This window comes from Elusimicrobiota bacterium, from assembly GCA_041660925.1.
Lineage (GTDB): Bacteria > Elusimicrobiota > Elusimicrobia > UBA1565 > UBA1565 > JBAZUV01.
The window spans coordinates 410,416-427,681 of record JBAZVI010000001.1 but is presented as its reverse complement, the minus strand read 5'-3'; the positions used below and the strand labels follow the sequence as shown (position 1 = coordinate 427,681).

Below are 17,266 nucleotides of genomic sequence, written 5' to 3'. Positions count from 1 at the left end.
TCTTTCAGTCCTCCCCCACCCAGCCCTACGCCGCCGCCTTCGGCGCCGGGATCGCACGCGGTAGGGAATCTGATAGTGCGAACTCCGAGGGGGAAGGGAGGGTCGGAAAGACTTTCCTTAACGGATAGCTCCTACACTCTTCAGTGCGTCCAGGATGAACTCCACGCCGGTGGCCGCGAGCATGAGGCCCATGAGCCGGGTCGTGACGTTCATGACGGTGTGGTTGATCTTCTTCGCGCCGCTCGCCGCGAGGCGGAAGATGAGGTAGGTCGCTCCGCAGACGAGGGCGAGGGCGAAGACGAGGGTGATGTGACGGGGGATGGACTCCGCCGCCTTCGTGTCGAGCATGATGATCGTGGTGATGGCGCCCGGACCCGAGAGCATCGGCACTGCGAGCGGGGTGATGGAGATGTCGTCCTTGGCCGTGCCCTCGTCGGTCTCCTCGGCGGTCTCCTGGACGGGCGAGCGGTGCGCGCGCAGGTTGTCGAGCGAGATGAGCAGGAGGATGAGCCCCCCGGCGAGCTGGAAGGAGGGGAGCGTGATGCCGAAGACCCCGAAGATCCCCTGGCCCAGGAGCGCGAAGGTCAGGAGCACCCCGAAGGCCGTCCAGCAGGCGCGCTTGGCCATCGCCATGCGCTCCGCCGTCGTGTTGCGCGGCGTCATCGAGAGGAAGGTCGGGACGGCCGCCACCGGGTTGAGGATGGCCGCCATCGAGACCGTCGCAAGCATGCCGAAACGCAGGAGCTCCATGCGCCTATTCTAGCTTTTCGAGACGAAGCGCGAGTGGGCCCACCCGAGGGCAGGGCTCTTGGACCGCCCCCGAGAGCCCCTTCGGCCCAGGCGGGGGAGAGGCGCAACGGGCATACTGTTCATATGAGTCTCGCGCGCGTACGGACCCCAGCAGCCCGTGGCACAAGTCGTCCGGGGCCTGCAATCGTCCGGATGCGGCCTGCGCCGGCGTTGCTCCTCGCTCACATCCCGTCGGGGGATGCTCGCTCGTCGCGCCTTGGCTCGGCTCGCTCCGGACGATTTCGCCTGCCGAAGGACTTTTGCCACGGGCTGCTAGCCCTCGCGCTCCTGCTCGGCGCCGCTCTGCCCGCGGCCGCCCAGCTGAAGGGAGTGAGCCTCCCTTCCCTGCCCGCCGCTCCGCTGGCGGTCCTCGCGCCGGTCACGGCCTCTTTTCCGTCGACGCTCCTCGCGCCGTCCGCTCTTCCGATCCTTCCCACGGCCTCCCTGCTCCCGCCGTCCGTCGTCTCCGTCCAGACGCCGGTCGCGAAGGCCTTCGCGGCGGCCGTCCCGGCATCCGCGCATGCCGCCGTCGGCATTCCCGTAGAGAAGGCGTACTCACAGCCCCTCTCCCATCACATGGGAGAGGGGGTCGGGGGGGTGAGGGGGTCGCTGCTCTCGGCAGCGACCCTCGTCGACGCCTCGGGCCGTCCGCTCGTGCGGGACTCGAAGGAGGGCGCCGACGGGGCCGCCGAGGGTCTCGCGGGACTCTTCGACGGGTCCGGACTCGTCGCCGAGAACGCCGCCGACGACGGCGTCGGAATCCATCCGCGCGTCGTCACCGATACCGAGGCGCTCGAGCCGCGCGCGCTGCGCGCGAAGGTCGCGGCGCTCGCCGCCGACGCCGAGCGCGTCCTGCCGGCCCTGCGGGAGAGCGTGGCGCTCGGGGACTGGAACGGGCCCGGAACGACGCTCGACTCGCGCGCCTGCGGCGATGCGGCGCCGAAGCTCGCGCTGCTCCTGCGCGCGCTGGGCCGCCCCGTGCGCGTCGTCGAGGCGGAGTTCCACTACTACGTCCTCTACGAGGGGAGCGAAGGGCAGGTCGTCATCGACCCGACCTTCCGGCAGTTCTTCGGGGGGAAGAACGCCCCGGCGGACGTCCCCACGGTGTTCGTGGGGACCATCGGGGACCTGCACCGCTTCTTCCGGGAGCACGCCGCCGTGAAGACGACCCGCTACGACCCCGACCGCATCTACTTCCGCGAGGGACGGGTGCGCGACGACCGCGTCGCCGAGCTCGCGCGCCGCGGCGGAGCCGACCTGGCGCCGCTGACCGCCTTCCTCCGGGAGGCGAAGCCCGCGCCTGTCGAAGACGCCCCGCACATCCTCACCCGCTGACGCTCTGCTACAATCCTCACGATGCCCTCCCGCCGCGCGCTCCTCCTCGCGTCCCTGTCCGTCGCGGCCCTACTGCTCGCCGGCGGCGAGTTCGCCGCGCGCCGCGCGGATATCCCGGTCCCGGACCGCGCGGACCTCTTCGAGCTCTGGACCCTGGGGGACGACCCCGTCTTCGTACCGGACGGGGGAGACCGCCTCCGGACCCACCCCGAGCTGAGCGCCATCGACAACGCCCCGGTCTCCTTCGCCGCGGCCCGTCCGGCCGGGACCCGACGCGTCGTCTGCCTCGGCGGCTCGACGACCGCCGGCTGGCCGTTCCATCCCCGGGGGAGCTACCCCGCCCGGCTCGGGGCCTATCTGCGCGACCTCCGACCCGACGCCCGCGTCGAGGTCGTCAACGCGGGCTTCCATAACTTCGACAGCCGGCGCGAGGTCTCCGTCGCGCGCGAGCTCGCGCGTCTGCGGCCGACGGCCGCGCTGGTCTACAGCGGCTTCAACGACTATCAGACGTACCTCGCGCGCAGCGGCGCGGGCCGTCTGCTCTCCCTCGCGCGGGCTCCTCATCGGTTCCTTCTCCGGCGGAGCCGCCTTTATGGCTGGCTGCGCTGGAAGGCGGGACTCTCCGGGAGCCGCACGGTGGCGTCGGCGTTCGTGCTCCCGCTGAACCGCGCCCAGGAGGAGCGCCTCCTCGCCGAGCATCGCCGGAACCTCGAGGAGACGGCGCGGGTCCTGAGCGCCGCGGGCGCGCAGGTCGTCCTGGTCCCGCTCGCCTGGGAGCCGGGCTTCGACCCCGCGTTCGCGCCTCAAGAGCTGTTCGCGCGCATGAACGAGGGGGTCCGGGCCGTCGCGGGGCGGACGGGCGCCCGGGTCCTGGAGACGGGGGGAGTCCTGCGGCGGGCGGACTTCGTCGACACCGAGCATCTGTCGCTGGAGGGCTACGCGAAGCTCGCTCGGGCGGCGGCGCGCGAGCTCTGCCGGGGGGCGCTCGCGGACGCTCCGTGCCGCGAGGGGCGTCTGCGCTCGGAGGCCGCGTATCGTAAGGAACTCGGCATCGCGGATCCGATGTGGCTCGCGCACGCCCGCCTGCGGCTGGGGCTCGTGTACTCCGGACGGGGTCTTCTCGCCGCCGCGGGGCGCGAGCTCGAGGAGGCCGAGCGTCTCTCTCCCGTTCCCGGGTTCATCCTCGACCGGGTCCTCTTCCAGCGCGACCCCGCCCTGCTCGAGCTCCTCGCCCGGGCCGACGAGCGGCTCGGCTTCGCGGACCGCGCGCGCGCCGCCCGCGAAGCCTGCGGCCTTCTTCGGCGGAGCGGGCGGTGAGCGCTCCCGCGAAAGTCCTTCTCCTCTCGGAGGAGGAGGGGCATCCCCTCTTCGAAGACAGCACCGCGTACTTCACGCTCCCCTTCGTCGACGCGGGCGACATCCCGGCGATCACGGCCCTCAAATCCCCGGCGCTCGCCCCCGTCCTCCTCGGCACGATCCTGCGGGAGGCGGGCTGCGAGGTCCGTCTGTTCGACGGCTTCCTGACCTCTCCGCGGCGGAGGGCGGAACTCGAGGAGGCTCTGCGGGCGGGCCCCGACGTCGTGGGCCTCTCGCTGACGCACCTCTTCCGCGAGGAGACGGTGTCCGCCGTCGCGGCGATGGTGCGCGCTCTGGCGCCCGGCGCGCGGCTCCTCTTCGGAGGGGCGGACCTCCCTCGACTGGCGGGGACCGTGCGGCTCGCGGACGCGGCGGCGCTCGGGCGCGGGGAGGGGTCCGTCGTCGAGGCCGTGAAGGCCCTCGCCGGCGGGATGGACCTCGCGCGCGTCCCGGGACTCCTGCTCCTGCGCGGGGGGACCGCGCTTCGGACCCCGGCTCCGGCCCTTCGAGCGTCCGGCATGCCGACTCCGGATTGGCGGCTGGCGGGCTCCCCGAAGGCCGTCGTCGTGCAGGGCCGACTGGGCTGCCCACGCCGCTGCGCGTTCTGCAGTTATCCCGAGGAAGGCGAGGGCTGGGAGCGCTCCGTCCCGGAGGTCGTCGCGGAGATCCGCCTCAACCGGGAGCGAGCGGGCATCCGCCACTTCCGGCTCGCGGACTCGGACTTCCTCGCCGATACGGCTCGGGCGCGGGCTTTCTGCGACGGGCTCGTCCGCGAGGCTCCGGACCTCTCCTGGTCCTGCTTCGCCCGCGCCGACGGATTCCTACGGGACCCGGGGATCGCGGCGCGCATGCGCGCGGCGGGCTGCGCATGGGTGTTCGTCGGGCTCGAGTCCGGGAGTCCGCGCATGCTCGAGGTCATGGAGAAGGGCTGCACTCTCCAGGAGATGGAGGAGGGGACGCGCCGCGCCCGCGAAGCGGGCCTGCGCGTGCACGGGAACTTCGTCGTTGGGTTCCCGGGAGAGACGGACGGGAGCGTCGATGAGACCCTCTCCTTCCTCTCCAAGGGACCGGTCGACACGGCCTACTTCGGCCCGTTCCAGGTCCGTTCCGAGCGGAGTCCCGTCTGGGAGAGAAGGGAGCGCTGGGGGCTTTCCGGAGACGGCGTCTCCTGGCGCCATCGCGCCGGCGATTCGGACCAGGCGCGGGCCTGGGTGCGCCGCTGCATCGAGACCGTCGTGGATATGGACGGGCCTCTCATCGGGAACGAATGCTCCTTCTCGACGTCCCTTCTCCGGGGGCCGGGGAGCGAGGACGCGGTCTTCCGGAGCCTTTTTCTGCTGCGCGACTACCACCGCGCTCGGCGGGCGGGCGACGACGGCCGACGCGTCTCCCTGGCGCGCCGGATCGCAGAGCACCTAAAATAACCTGGGGTGGCCTTGGAAGCCCCGAGATGGGGTCGAGACCGAGGCGGGACGTCCTGAACATCCAGACGGCGTAGGTTCAGGACGTCCCAAAGCTACGGCGTCTGGTTCTTTGGGACGGCGGGGGCATAGCCGCAGCGCTATGTACCCGGCGGCCCAACAAAGGTATCGGCCCTATATCGGGGCTTCCCTCCGGGCGGGGCCGATTTCGGCCCTTCTGCGTTGTTGGCCCGGTGCTTACATACCGCAGTGGGTATGCCGCGCACCGGTCCGCCTAGCAGGAGGGCCAAACTCGGCTCCGCCAAGACCGCCCCAGGTTATTTTAGGTGCTCTTAGAGGGCGTGCAGGGCTGAGGGGAGGGCTTCGTAGCCCTCGAAGCGCGCGCGCAGGGGGGAGCCCGCTCCGCGGCGCAGGAGCGCCGAGAACGCCGCCCGCTCCCGGACTCCCTGCAGGACGAAGGACCTTTCTTCCCGCTCGAGGAAGCGCGCCCGGCGCCCGGCGCCCAGAGCGACGCGCAGGCGGCCGCCCTTCCGGTCGAGTCCCTCGAACGAATATTCGGAGTAGCGCACCACGACCGGCTTCGTCCCGAGCGCGGGATGCGCGAGGGCTTCCGGGCGCAGGAGCAGCCGCGTCCTCTCCCGGCGCGCGCTCCCCGACGGGAGCCTGCGCAGGAGGGCCGAGAGGCCGGACGGCGTCCCCGCGACTTCCAGGCGCCGAAGCCAGCCGGCCGGGCTGGGGGCGCGGAAAGGGTCCTTGCCTCGGCGCAGGAGTCGCGCGAGGCGCAGACGCCGCGCGAGGGCGTGGTAGCGGTTCTTGAAGATGAACGAGCAGTAGTTGACGGAGAGCGGGAGGCGGCGCGCGAGCGCTTCCCGCAGGATGCCCAGGGCCGCGAGCTCGGACTCCACGACCGACGGCGAGACGAAGGGGCCGTTGTCGGTGACGCGGTAGCCCCGCGCCCGGAGCTCCGCGTCGTTGTGCGGGGTGCAGGTGAGCTGGTGCAGGACGAGGTGACGGGCGCCGGCCCGGACGATCCGCGGCAGGAGCGCGCGCACGCGCCGCTCGTCCTCGGGGACGGCCGGGATCTCGACCGCGACGACGGGGAATACCCGCGCGGCGCGGCGCACGGCGTCGAGCCGGTAGCCGTCGGCGCTGACGTTGACGCGGAGCTCGTCGACCCCGGCCGCCCGCAGCGTCCGCAGGCGGCGCTCGTCCGCCCCGGCTCCGCTCGTGTAGACCCAGAGGCGCGCGCGGGGCCCGAGCGCGGCGCGCAGCGCGCGCACGAGCGCGAGGGTGCGGCCCATGGCGAGCAGCGGCTCTCCGCCGCTCAGGCCGACCCCGCCGTGCCCGGCCGCCTGCAGGGCCGCGGCGTACGCGCTCGGGGAGCGGAAGCTCAGCCCCAGGATCTTGTCGTAGGGCTCCGAGAGCCGGTCCTGCGGCCGTGGGCAGTAGAAGCAGCCGCGGCCGCAGAGCTGGTTGCTCTCCAGATAGGACCAGCCTCCCGCGGCGCAGACGGCGCAGCCGGGGGAGAGCTCGCCCGAGAAGAGCTTCGACCAGCCTCCCGCGAGCCGGCGGGCGCCGAGCCGCCGGCAGCGCGCGAGGAGGCGGGCGCGGCGGCGGGTGAAGGCGCGGGCCTGCGCGACGGAGAGGCGGGGACAGGACGAGGTCCAGCCGAAGGTCCACTGCGACCCCCGCGGGTCCGGCGTCCAGGCTCCGCTGGGAGCCTTCCGGTCTCCTTTCTTCACGGAGGAATCGTACAAAAAGCGGGCGACCGGGCGGTCCCCCAATCCTCTATAATAAGAGGTCCCCATGTTCCTCATCCTGACCGCCGAGACCGATCCGGCCCGCTCCCCCCTGCTGCGCTCGCTCGCGCGTCCGCTCTCCGAGCTCGGGGAGACTCGCACGGTCGGCGTCGGCCCGAGCGCCCTGCATTGGAAGGATGGAGCGCCCGAAGAGGCTCCCGCGGAGCGCGAGGAGCGCGCCGAGCGCCTTCGCGCGCTGCTGCGCGAGGGCCCGAAACTCGTGCTCCTGACCGACGCGGATGCGCTCGGAGCGCTGCTCTCCTGCGGAGTCTCCTGCGCGGCCCCCTGCATCCTGGCCCTCGGCGACGCGCGCGCCGACCTGCTCCGCGCTCCCGACGGCGAGGAACGCGCCCACGCGGCGCGCGAGCTCTGGGTGCTGCGCGGAGGGGAAGCGCTGCCCTCCGCTCTGCGCGCGCGCTGCCGCCGCTCGCGCGGGAGCGTCTGGCCGGCGGGCTGGGTCCGCGCCCGCGTGCGCGCCCTGCTCGCCACCGCCGTCCGTCCGAGCGTCCGCTATCCGCTCACCTCGCTCGTCATCCCCGTCCACGACGCGCTGCCCCAGCTGCGCGCCTGCGTCGAGAGCATCCGGCGCAACACCGGAGCGCCCTACGAGCTCCTCCTCGTCGACAACGGCTCCTCCCCGGCGACCGTGCGCTGGCTGCGCCGACAGAAGGGCCTGCGCGTCGTCTTCAATCGGACGAACACCGGCTTCGCGCACGCGGTCAACCAGGGCATGCGTGCGGCCCGCGGACGCTTCGTCGCCTGGATCAACAGCGACCTCGTCCTGACCCCGGGCTGGCTCGAGCGCATGCTCGACGCCCTGCAGTCGGACCCGGCGCTCGGCGCGGTCGGGCCCTACACGGACCGCACGGTCGGGCTCCAGGTGGTCGCGGGCGCCGAGGGGCTCGAGGGGAAGGCGCTCGACCTCTTCGCCTCCGCCTGGGCCCTGCAGCACGGCGGCCGCCGCCGCGAGGCGCATCGTCTCGTGGGCTTCTGCGTGCTCCTCAAGAAGCGGGCGGTCGACGCGGTCGGTCTGCTCGACGAGCGCTTCGGCGTCGGCTGCTACGAGGACTTCGACTACTGCCTGCGCCTGCGCCAGGCCGGCTTCAAGCTCGCCGTCGCCGAGGACGTCTTCATCCGCCACCACCACCACGCCAGCTTCCGCGGCGACCGCGGCTTCTATGAGCACGCCCTGCGCAACCGCGAGCTCTTCATCCGGAAGTGGTGCGCCCAGGCCCTCGAGTTCTGGGACTACATCGACCCCGAGCTCGCCTTCGTCAGCGTCCCCAAGAAGAGATGACTTCCCGGACGCTGACCGTCCGGGGAAACTCCATGTGGGTGCTGCTCGCCCCGGGAGACGAGGTCCGCGTCGAGTCCGTCCAGCCGGCGGAGCTGCGCCCCGGGGACGTCGTCCTCATCGCCCGCTGGGGGGGCGGCGGCTTCGGCGAGGCCGTCGTCCACCGCGTGCTCAGCGTCCGATCCGACGGCGGCGGCCTGCGTCTGCTCACGAAGGGCGACACCCTCCTGCGATTCGATCCCGACGAGGGGGACCGCCTCCCGCTCGGCCGCGTGGAAGCCGTCGGCCGCCAGGGCCGCTGGCGCCGTCTGCGCGGCTCGAAGGCCGAGCGCCTGTGGCCGCTCCTGCTGCTCTATTCTCCGCTGGCGATGGGCGCGCTCTGGTCGTGCTACTGGTCGGAGCGCATGCTGCTGCGCGGGCTCGACCTCCTCTTCCCCGCCGGCCGCCGGACGCGCCGCCTGTGGGCGGCCCTCGCCGGCCGCTGGTGCCGGTTCAGCGACGGGACGCTCAAGCCCTCCCTGCACCGGCTCGTCGTCGAGCTCCCGCGCCGCCTCCTCGACGAGGAGGCGCCCGCGTCCGCCCCGGAGGAGACCCTGCGTCTGGGCGTGCTCACGCGCGACGAGACCTGGAGCGGGACCGTGCGCGTGGTCGGACCTCTCATCGTCGCCGCCGGCGCCAGGCTCACGCTCGCGGCGGGCGCCAGGATCGTCTTCGAGGGGGAGACCTCGCAGGCCATGCTCTGGCCCTTCGTGCGGCCGGTCGCCTCGGGGTGGCGCGAGACCCATCCGGCGCGGGTGCAGCTGCTCGTGCACGGAGAGTTGGAGGCCCTCGGGACCCCCGAGGCCCCGGTGAGCATCGAGGGAGCCGCCTGGAGCGGCATCCACCTCGCCGGGTCGGGACGCTCGGTCCTGCGGCGCGTGGAGTTCTCCGGCGGCCGGAGGGGGATCTCCTGCTGGGACGGCGTCTCCCTGCTCCTCGAGGACTGCCGACTCGAGTCCCGCTTCCAGTGCGTGGCGGCGCACGGGCGCTCGCGCGTGCGCCTCGAGCGCTGCCGCGTGGAGAGCGACCGCGGGCCCTGCGTCGAGACGGTCGACGAGGCCGACGTCTCTTCCCGCGAGTGCGTCTTCGAGGCCGTCGGCCCCGCGCTCATCGCTCATGCGGGGACGACGCTGGGACTGCGCGCGACCCGCGCGGAGTCCCGCGAAGGGCCGGCGCTCTGGGCCGAGGACGCGCGGGTCCGCTGCGTCGAGGCGCACTTCTCCTCCGAGCGCGGCCGCGGCGCCGAGCTGTTCGCCGGCTCTCGCCTGGACGCCGAGGGCGGCTCCTTCCTCGGGAGACTCGAGGCCCTCGCGCTGAAGGGGTCCTCGGCGTTCCTGAGCGGCGCGGAAGCGGTGTCCTCCGGCGCCGGAGCGCTCGCGCTCGAGGCGCGCTCCGAACTGAGCGTCGAGGGCGGGAGCTTCCGCGGCGTCGCGGCCGCGGTGAGCGGACGCTCCTCACGCGCCCGGATGGCCCGCGCGCGCCTGGAAGGCGGAGCGCTCGCGCTCGAACTGCGCGGCGGGCGGTTCGACGGAGAGGAGCTGGAGCTCGTCTGCGCGCAAGGGCGCGGGGTGGAGGCCTCCGGGGAGGCCGTCCTCGGGCTGCGCGCCTGCGCGCTGAGCGCCGGGAAGGAGGCGCTCGCGCTCAAAGGCTCCCGCGCGGAACTCGCGGCCTGCGAACTCGTCTCGGAGCGGTCCCCCGCCGCGGGGCTCGAGGACGGCGCCGCTCTCTCGGTCCGGGGCGGCCGCCTGAGCGGGAGCTCGGCGCTCGCGCTCGACTCCTCGGAGGCGGACGTCGAGGACGCGGAGCTCGAGGGCCGCGCGCTCGCCGTCGTCCTGCGCCGCGGACGCCTGCGCGCCGCGCGTGCGGAGGTCCTGAGCGCGGAGGGGGGGGGTGTCGAGGCGAAGGAGGGGAGCGCCGTCCGCCTCGACGACGCGCGCGTCGAGGCGGGGCTCGAAGCCCTGCGTCTGACGGATTCCCGGGCTCGTCTGAGCGGCGTCCGGCTCAACTCCGCGCACTCCCACGCGGTCTCGGCCGGCGAGTCCCGGCTCGAGTGCGTCGGCGGCCGCTTCGACGGGGAGGAAGCGGGCCTCGCCGCGACGGGCTCGACGGCGAGCCTGCGCGGGACTTCGGTGGAGGGCGGACCCTTCGGGATCTACGCGCAGGACGCCCGGCTCGTGCTCGCGGACTGCGCGCTCGAGGGCGTGCGGGCGCTCCAGCTCAAGGGCGGGTCGCTGCGCGCGCGCGGCGGGACGGCGCGGGGGGGCTCGGACGCACTGGCGCTCTCCGGCTGCTCCGCCGAACTGGACAGCGTGCGCGTCGAAGCCTCCGCGGGCTGCGCGCTCAACCTCGAGGATGCCCGCGTCGCTTGCCGCGGCGCGCGGCTCGAGGGAGGGAAGGGCGCCTGCCTGGCGAGCGCCGGTTCCCGACTCGACGCCGTCGCCTCGCTGCTGCGGGGAGGGGAGTTCGGGCTGAAGGCGCACGGCAGCGACACGCGCCTCGAGCGCACGAAGGTCGAGGGCGGCTCCTGCGCGGGGCTCGACCTCGCCGGAGGCCGGCACCGCTTCGTCTCCTCGGAGCTCTCCGGCTGTCCGCCTCCCGGCGTCGCCGCCGACGCCCGCGCCCGCATCGCCGCGCGGACGACGAGGGTCCTCGGCGCGCCATGGGCGCCCTCCGACGCCGCGGCGCCGGGCGCGCTGCGCCGCGAGCTCCTGCGCTTCGTCCTTCGGACGCGGGGCGTACGGCCCTGGCGCGCTCTCTGGCGCCTGGCCTATCGCGGCGCGCTCGGCTGCGCGGCCGCTCTTTCCCGCGCCTGCGGGATGGAGAGCCTGTTCGTCTACCGCGGCTGGCGCAGCGGCGACTGGGAGGCGGGCGTCAGCGACCTGGACCTGCACGCGCTCTGCGCGACGGGCGCCCGCACGCGGGCCCTCTTCGCGGGGTATGCGAAGGCGCGGGTGCTCCTGCCGATGCTGGGGGAGCTCCTCGCCTGCTCTCCGGCCGAACTCGAGGCGTATCTGGGCGCGGGAGGCGTCCGTGCGAGGGAGTTCGCGGCGCAGGCCCGCGCGGCCGCCGGGAGGGCCGCGGGTCCCTGGCGCGTCGGACCGCGGGACCCCGTCACCGATTTCGCCGAGGCCGCGCACGCGTACACGCGGCTCATGCTCTGCCGCTATCCCGCCGCGGAGGAGGAGCCGGTGCGCCGCTCCCGGAACCTGCGCAAGGCCCTGCTCGACGTCCTGCGCTATGCCCCCCTTCCCGGCGCGTCGCCGGAGCCCCTTTCGCGGACGGACGCCGAGCGGCGCGAGGAGGGCGCGCTTCCACTGCTCGCGCGCCTGCGCGAGGCGCCGGAGCGCCTGGACTCCGCCGGCCGCGACGAGGCCTGCGCGCGGGCCCTCATGCGGCTCGACGCGGCGGCGCGGGCCCTGCCGCCGGCGGGAGGCGGGGGCGCCCGACTCCGGCGCGAGAGCGCCGCGGAGGGCGGCTCCTGCGAAGCGGAGGCCGTGACGGCCTTCGATGCGGCGGTGAGGGAGCTGGAGGACGGGCTCGGCGCGAGGGACGCGGGAGTGCTCTTCGACGACGGCTATCGCCTGAACGTCGTCCTGCCGGACGCGGCGGCGCGCTCCCCGGAGGTCTGGGCCGTCCTCGACGCCCTGCGCGCGAGCCGGCCGTTCATGCGCGTCACTCCTCTCGTGCTCACCCGCGCCGTCTGGGACGCGCTCTCCCGCGGGCCCTACCTGCATCACCCGACCGCGTTCCTCGACGGGGCGGAAGGCGCGCGGCGGACCGGCGGACGCGGGCATCCGGGCTTTCGGAGGATGAGCCGCGGGCCGCTGTCCCCGGCGGCCGCTCCCGGGGACGACGCCGTTCTGGTCGCCGCGCGCCAGAGCGTCCTCCACCTCGGGGTCTGCTGGCGCTCGATGCTCTATTGCGGCGAGCCGCTCCAGGGCCTGCACCACCTCTATACCCGGACGCTCGGCCTGCGGCTGCTGGGGGAGGCGGGCGTCGCGATGCCGTTCACGGACCTGGAGGCGGTGCTGGCGGCGGCGGAGCGCGAGTTTCCGGGACTGCGGGGACGGCTCGCCGAGATCGACCTCGCTCCCGGCGCGCGGAGCCTGCGCGCGCATCACGACTTCCTCGAAGAGCAGCTCCTCCGCGCCCGGCTCAGTCTCGCAGTTGCCTGATCGCCGCGCGCAGCGCGGCGGGCGTGTCGGTGCGCAGGACCGACACGCCCTCGGGCAGCGGGAAGAGGAAGTCGGTCAGCATCGAGCCCGGCGCGATCTCCACGAAGACCCTCGTCCCCGCGCGCGCGAGGCCGAGCACGGTCTCCTCCCACAGGACGGGCCGGTCGAGCTGGGCGCAGAGGAGCTCCCGGATGCGCTCTCCGTCCCGGACGGGGCGGGCATCCACCGCGCTCCAGAGCGGCAGCGCCGCGCGGCGGAAGGGGAGTCCGTCGAGCTCGGCGCGGAAGATCCGGGCGTGCTCCGACATCCACGAGGTGTGGAGCGCGCCGCCGCGGTAGCCCTCCCGGCAGGGGACGACGCGCGCTCCGCCGCGACGACGCGCGCGGCGCTTGAACTCCTCCAGCGCGCGCAGCGGACCTCCGACGACGCTGAGTCGGCGGTGGCTCATGTGCGTCGCGAGCTCGCAGCGGCCGAGCGGGGCCGTCTCCCTCAGCAGCCCTTCGACCTCCGCGCGGGGGAGGCCGAAGACGGTCAGCATGCGGCAGCGCTCCCGGCGGAGGTTGCGATGACAGATCTCCCGGCCCGTGCGGCCGAGCCGGCGGACGGCCTCGAGCAGGGTCTGCGCGTCGAGCGCGCCGGCCGCCGCCGCCGCCGTGTACTCCCCGAGGCTGCGGCCGGCCACGGCGTCGGGCCGCACGCCCGCGCGGGCGAGGGCTTCGGTCACGGCGAGGGACATCGCGACGACGACCTCCATGAAGAGCGAGGGCTCGGAGGTCGTCGATTCCGGGAAGAGCACGGACTTCGGCCCGCGGAACATCGTCGGCCGCAGCTCGCGCCCCGTGCTCGCGGCGAGGCGGTCGAGGAAGCGGCGGAAGGGAGGGACCGAGGCGTCGAAGTCCCGGCCCATGCCGACATGCTGGCTGCCGGTGCCGGGATAGAGGAAGACGACGCGGGGAGGAGAGGAGCGCTTACGGCTTGAAGGCCGTGGCGACCTTGCTGAGCTTGCCATGGGCCTTCAGGGCGGGACGCACGTACTTCAGCTTCTTCGAGGGCTTCGAGCGGACGTCGCGCTTCTTCATGGACGCTCCTTCCCGGCCTTGAGGAGGCCGTTCTTGCGGAGGCTCCCGGCGAGGGCCTGGACGTCCTTGAGGGCCTGGGGTTCGGGGACCTCGTATTCCGCGCTCAGGGCACGAGCGATCTCTTCGGCGGGGCGGCGCTCCGTGAGGAGCTCCCAGACGCGCGAGGCCGTGGGGTTCAGCGAGAAATATTCCGAGGTCTCGACGTCGAGGAGCACCGTCTCCTCGCGGACCTTGCGCCACGCGACGTGCTCGGCCGGAGCCCAGAGGGTATCCGTCATGACGGCCGTATGTTAGCATATGTCCGTCGCGCCGAGGCCGCGCGCTCCCCGTCGTGGGGAGCGGCCTTTGCGCGCGGCCGCGGATGACGAAAAAGCCCCGCCTTCTGGTCCTCGCGCCCCGCATGCCCTTCCCGCCCGTGAGCGGGGGGGAGCGCTGGATCGCGGCCGTCCTGCAGGGACTGCGCGAGCGCTTCGACGTCTCCGTTCTCGCCTTCTTCAGCGAGGGGCTCGAGGCCCGCCAGGCGGCGACGGCCCTGCAGCTCGAGCATGCGGGCTTCCGCCGCATGCTCTGCCTGCCGGCTCCGCCGCCGGCCGCCGACGCCGGCCTCCCGCTCAACGCGCGCGTCTTCCGCTCCGAGGAGGCCCGCCGCGCGCTCGCGCGCCTCGTGCGCGAGGACGGGGTCGACCTCGTCCACGCCTTCTTCCTCGAGACGGCGCAGTACGTCGAGGACCTTCCGCCGGGCCTCCCCGTCGTCCTCACCGAGATCGACGCGAGCCATTTCCGGAGCCGCGGCTCCTATCTGCGCGGAGACGGCGGGGCCGCCGACGAGGCGGAGCTCTACCGCGCGTATGCGCGCCGCTTCTTCCCGCGCGGCGACGCGCTCACGGCTCTCTGCGCGGAGGACGCGCGCATCCTGCGCCGCCTCCTTCCCGGGACGCCGGTGTCGGTCGTCGGCCTGAGCACGGAAGTCCCCGCGGAGGTCCCGCCGAGGCCGAAGGGGGGCGCCGAGCTCGTGTTCGTCGGCAACTATCTCCATTTTCCCAACGAGGACGCCGCCGTCCATCTCTGCCGCGACATCCTTCCGCTGCTGCGCGCGAGGGCGCCGGAGGTCCGGGTCTCTCTCGTCGGCGCCTGCCCCACCCCGGCGGTGCGCGCGCTCGCTTCGGAGACCGTGAGCGTCACGGGCCCGGTGCCGAGCGTGCGGCCCTGGCTCGAGCGGGCCGCCGTCTTCGTCGCACCCGTCCGGATCGGCGGCGGCACGAAGTGCAAAGTCCTCGAGGCCTTCGCGCACGGGGTCCCGGTCGTCGCGACGCCCCGCGTGCTCGCCGGCATGGACGCGCCCGGAGCCCGGGAGGCGATGATCACGGCCGACGGGCCGGAGGCCTTCGCCGCGGCGACCCTGCGCCTGCTGCGCGACCCGGAGCTGCGCGCGCGGTTCTCGGAGCGCGGACGCCGGCTCGCCGAGGAACGCTTCGACGATCGCCGCGCCGTGTCGGACTTCTCCGCGCTCTACGACGGCCTGCTCGCGCGCGCCGGGAGCCCTCGGCGATGAGCGCTCCGAGCTCCGCCGTGCGCGCCTCGCTGCTCGCGCTGCAGGCCGACCGCCTGCTGGCCGCCGCGACCGCGCGGAGCGCCGGCGCGGCGCTCGCGCCCGGGCGCGTGCGCGAACTCTACCTCGAGCTGACGCACCGCTGCGGGCTCGCCTGCCCGGTCTGCGACCATCCGGAGCTCGCGCGCCGCGGGGGGGGCGAGCTCTCCGCCGCCGCGCTCGTGGAGCGGCTCTCCGGCTCGCGGTTCCTCGACCTCGATCTGGTCGCTCTGGGCGGAGGAGAGCCCGCGCTGAGCGAAGGCCTCGTCCCGCTGGCGACGTTCTTCCGAAAGACCTGGCCGCGCGTCCGTCTCGTCCTGCTCAGCCACCTCGCCGACACGGAGCTCCTCCTGCGGCGCCTCGGCGAATTGCGCGCGGCGGGAGCCGGCCCCCTGGCTCTGGGCGGCTCGCTCGACGGCACGGAGGCGACGCACGACCGCATGCGCGCCCGGGCGGGAGCCTACCGCGCGCTCGTCGCGACGGCGCGGCGCGTGCGCGCGGAGCATCCGGAGACCGCGCTCAGCCTGACCTTCACCGTCACTCCTGAGAACTGCGGAGAGCTTTCCGCGGCGCGCCGCCTCGCGGTGTCGGAGTTCGGGGCCGACTTCTCGGCGCAGCTCGTGCTCCCCTTCCCCGGCCGGCCGGCCGTACGCTGGACGCCCGAGCGGCTCGCGGTCCTGGAGCGCGAGGTGGACCTCGTCCTCGAGAGTCTGGAGGCGGAATCCGGCGCCTTCGAGGCCCTGAGCGCCGGTCGGGAGCCGGCCCGCCCGGAGCTCTGGCGTGAGCTCATCTACTGGACGCGTCTGCGCGCCTACGCGCGCGCCCCCGCGCGCTTCCTGCCCGACTGCAGCGCCGGCCGACTTTTCGCCATGGTGGACCCCGAGGGCGGGGTCTACCTCTGCCCCGCGCGCAAGGAGGTCCGGCTCGGCAGTCTCGCCGAGGACTCCTTCGACGCGCTCTGGACCTCTTCGAAGGCCGAGGCCGCGCGCAGGGCCGCCTCCTCCGACGGCTGCCACTGCTGGGTGCGCTGCGTCGCCGTCTCGGCTTTGGACCGCCTCTTCGCCGGAGGGGCGCGGTGAGAAGCTCCCCGGGTCGGCTCATGATCCCGACGCGCCGTGAGCGGATGTTCGAGACGGCCTTCGAGGCGTTCCCCTCGGCGCCCAAAGTCGTTATCATCTGAGCATGGACATCGGAGCCCTCGCTCGAGCCGTCGTCAGCGCGGAGTCTTCGGCGCAGAGGGGGCGCGCGCGGGAGTATCTCGAGGCCTGCCGGGACCGCGTCTTCATCCATATCCGCCGCTACCTCGAGGCCCGGACCGCCGTCCTGCCGCGCGGGCTGCGCGCCTGTCTCGTCGAATATCCCTATCGGAGAGGGAAGGCGGTGCGGCCGACCTTCATCATGCTCTTCAACGACGCGTTCGGCGGAGAGAGGCGCAGAGCCTTCAAGGTCGCGGCGGCCTATCAGCTCCTCGAGGACTGGGGGCTCGGCCGCGACGACATCCTGGACTCCGCGCTCCTGAGGCGGGGGAAGCCCGCGCTGCACCGGCTCTACGGCCTCCCCGCGGCGCTCAACGCGCTCGACCTCCTGCACGCCTGCGTCGGAGACATGCTCTACGAATACTGCGCTCTCCCGCAGCGGCTGCATCGGCGCCTCCATCGCGCGTTCATGGACGCGACCGCGGTGACGCTCAGCGGGCAGCATCTGGACCTCCAGACGCGCGCCGTCCCGCTCGAGCGCTTCACCGCGGAGCGCTACTTCGCCGTCGTCGGGATGAAGACCGCCCATTACACCGGCGCCTGCCCCTGCCGCATCGGGGCCATCCTCGCCGGGGCGGGACCGCGCGTCGAACGCGACGCCGCGGAGTTCGGCCGGCGGCTCGGACTGGCGTTCCAGGTCCTCGACGACGTCCTCGACGTCGAGAACACCGGCGGCGGACGCTTCGGCAAAGCCCCCGGCAACGACCTCTACGAGGGGAAGCGTACGCTCGTCCTGGTCGAGACCCTGCGCCGCTGCCCCGCCGTGCGGCGCCGCGGCATCCTCGCCGTCTATCGGAAGCCGATCGGTTCGCGCACGCGGGCCGATGCGGACTTCGTCCAGACCGCCGCCCGCGAGAGCGGCGCCCTCGCGCGCTGCCGCGAGACGGTGCGGGAGCGGACGGACGACGCGGTGCGCTTCTTCCGCCGCCGTCTGGCTCCGCGCATGCCGGCGTCCGACGCCCGCCGGATCGCGGAGTTCGCGGAGCTCCTCGCCTCCCGGAGCCACTAGTGCTCCGACCGGGTAATCATGGGTGTTTTGGAGGCCCGAGCCTGATGCGGATTCAAGGAGCGACAACCGAAGATAGCTTCAGCTATCTGAGGGCGGAGCGACGACGAAGCCGCCCAGGGGCGGGCC

Annotated in this window: 12 protein-coding genes; 8 read left to right on the top strand and 4 right to left on the bottom strand. The window is 73.8% G+C overall.

All coding sequences use genetic code 11. From position 1 onward, the window contains the following. Positions 1 to 117: 117 nt before the first annotated feature. Entirely contained in the window at positions 118 to 750 is a 633-nt protein-coding gene (locus WC969_01780) for an NAAT family transporter (protein MFA6028562.1), read from the bottom strand. Positions 751 to 1,119: 369 nt separating this feature from the next. Between WC969_01780 and WC969_01775 the strand changes: the two genes are divergently transcribed. The 3 genes from WC969_01775 to WC969_01765 are packed head-to-tail and all read left to right on the top strand — an operon-like array spanning position 1,120 to position 4,904. Continuing rightward, positions 1,120 to 2,124: a hypothetical protein gene (locus tag WC969_01775; protein ID MFA6028561.1), complete on the top strand. Its 1,005-nt coding sequence runs from the start codon at positions 1,120 to 1,122 to the stop codon at positions 2,122 to 2,124. A 21-nt stretch (positions 2,125 to 2,145) separates the two neighbouring features. Then, the gene (locus WC969_01770; protein ID MFA6028560.1) at positions 2,146 to 3,441 is read left to right on the top strand and encodes a GDSL-type esterase/lipase family protein; all 1,296 of its coding nucleotides are present in this window, start codon (positions 2,146 to 2,148) and stop codon (positions 3,439 to 3,441) included. Next, entirely contained in the window at positions 3,438 to 4,904 is a 1,467-nt protein-coding gene (locus WC969_01765; protein ID MFA6028559.1) for a radical SAM protein, read from the top strand. The genes WC969_01770 and WC969_01765 overlap by 4 nt, the downstream gene beginning before the upstream one ends. Positions 4,905 to 5,233: 329 nt before the next feature. On the opposite strand, the gene WC969_01760 is transcribed toward WC969_01765, so the two are convergent. After that, complete coding sequence (locus WC969_01760; protein ID MFA6028558.1) at positions 5,234 to 6,643, bottom strand: radical SAM protein; 1,410 nt, start codon at positions 6,641 to 6,643, stop codon at positions 5,234 to 5,236. Between the two features lie 64 nt (positions 6,644 to 6,707). Between WC969_01760 and WC969_01755 the strand changes: the two genes are divergently transcribed. Next, entirely contained in the window at positions 6,708 to 7,997 is a 1,290-nt protein-coding gene (locus WC969_01755; GenBank protein ID MFA6028557.1) for a glycosyltransferase family 2 protein, read from the top strand. After that, positions 7,994 to 12,208 (top strand): hypothetical protein, encoded by a 4,215-nt coding sequence (locus tag WC969_01750; GenBank protein MFA6028556.1) that lies wholly within the window; start codon positions 7,994 to 7,996, stop codon positions 12,206 to 12,208. Before WC969_01755 ends, WC969_01750 begins: the two co-directional genes overlap by 4 nt. On the opposite strand, the gene WC969_01745 is transcribed toward WC969_01750, so the two are convergent. After that, positions 12,189 to 13,217, bottom strand: coding sequence for an ACP S-malonyltransferase (locus WC969_01745; GenBank protein ID MFA6028555.1), 1,029 nt, complete (start codon positions 13,215 to 13,217; stop codon positions 12,189 to 12,191). The two genes, WC969_01750 and WC969_01745, sit on opposite strands and share 20 nt — an antisense overlap. Before the next feature lie 66 nt (positions 13,218 to 13,283). After that, positions 13,284 to 13,565 (bottom strand): PqqD family protein, encoded by a 282-nt coding sequence (locus WC969_01740; GenBank protein ID MFA6028554.1) that lies wholly within the window; start codon positions 13,563 to 13,565, stop codon positions 13,284 to 13,286. A gap of 83 nt (positions 13,566 to 13,648) precedes the next feature. On the opposite strand from WC969_01740, the gene WC969_01735 reads away from it, so the two are divergent. The 3 genes from WC969_01735 to WC969_01725 all read left to right on the top strand — a co-directional run bounded on the left by WC969_01735 (position 13,649) and on the right by WC969_01725 (position 17,140). After that, the gene (locus WC969_01735; protein MFA6028553.1) at positions 13,649 to 14,839 is read left to right on the top strand and encodes a glycosyltransferase family 4 protein; all 1,191 of its coding nucleotides are present in this window, start codon (positions 13,649 to 13,651) and stop codon (positions 14,837 to 14,839) included. Then, the gene (locus WC969_01730) at positions 14,836 to 15,954 is read left to right on the top strand and encodes a radical SAM protein (protein ID MFA6028552.1); all 1,119 of its coding nucleotides are present in this window, start codon (positions 14,836 to 14,838) and stop codon (positions 15,952 to 15,954) included. The genes WC969_01735 and WC969_01730 overlap by 4 nt, the downstream gene beginning before the upstream one ends. 103 nt (positions 15,955 to 16,057) lie before the next feature. After that, complete coding sequence (locus WC969_01725) at positions 16,058 to 17,140, top strand: polyprenyl synthetase family protein (protein MFA6028551.1); 1,083 nt, start codon at positions 16,058 to 16,060, stop codon at positions 17,138 to 17,140. Positions 17,141 to 17,266 lie beyond the last annotated feature (126 nt).

Excerpts from the sequence above, each read along its gene's own strand:
- WC969_01735 (MFA6028553.1), top strand. The coding sequence starts at position 13,649 with ATGACGAAAAAGCCCCGCCTTCTGGTCCTCGCGCCCCGCATGCCCTTC.
- WC969_01740 (MFA6028554.1), bottom strand. The coding sequence starts at position 13,565 with ATGACGGATACCCTCTGGGCTCCGGCCGAGCACGTCGCGTGGCGCAAG.
- WC969_01755 (MFA6028557.1), top strand. The coding sequence starts at position 6,708 with ATGTTCCTCATCCTGACCGCCGAGACCGATCCGGCCCGCTCCCCCCTG.
- WC969_01750 (MFA6028556.1), top strand. The coding sequence starts at position 7,994 with ATGACTTCCCGGACGCTGACCGTCCGGGGAAACTCCATGTGGGTGCTG.
- WC969_01745 (MFA6028555.1), bottom strand. The coding sequence starts at position 13,217 with ATGGCAAGCTCAGCAAGGTCGCCACGGCCTTCAAGCCGTAAGCGCTCC.
- WC969_01725 (MFA6028551.1), top strand. The coding sequence starts at position 16,058 with ATGGACATCGGAGCCCTCGCTCGAGCCGTCGTCAGCGCGGAGTCTTCG.
- WC969_01730 (MFA6028552.1), top strand. The coding sequence starts at position 14,836 with ATGAGCGCTCCGAGCTCCGCCGTGCGCGCCTCGCTGCTCGCGCTGCAG.
- WC969_01770 (MFA6028560.1), top strand. The coding sequence starts at position 2,146 with ATGCCCTCCCGCCGCGCGCTCCTCCTCGCGTCCCTGTCCGTCGCGGCC.
- WC969_01780 (MFA6028562.1), bottom strand. The coding sequence starts at position 750 with ATGGAGCTCCTGCGTTTCGGCATGCTTGCGACGGTCTCGATGGCGGCC.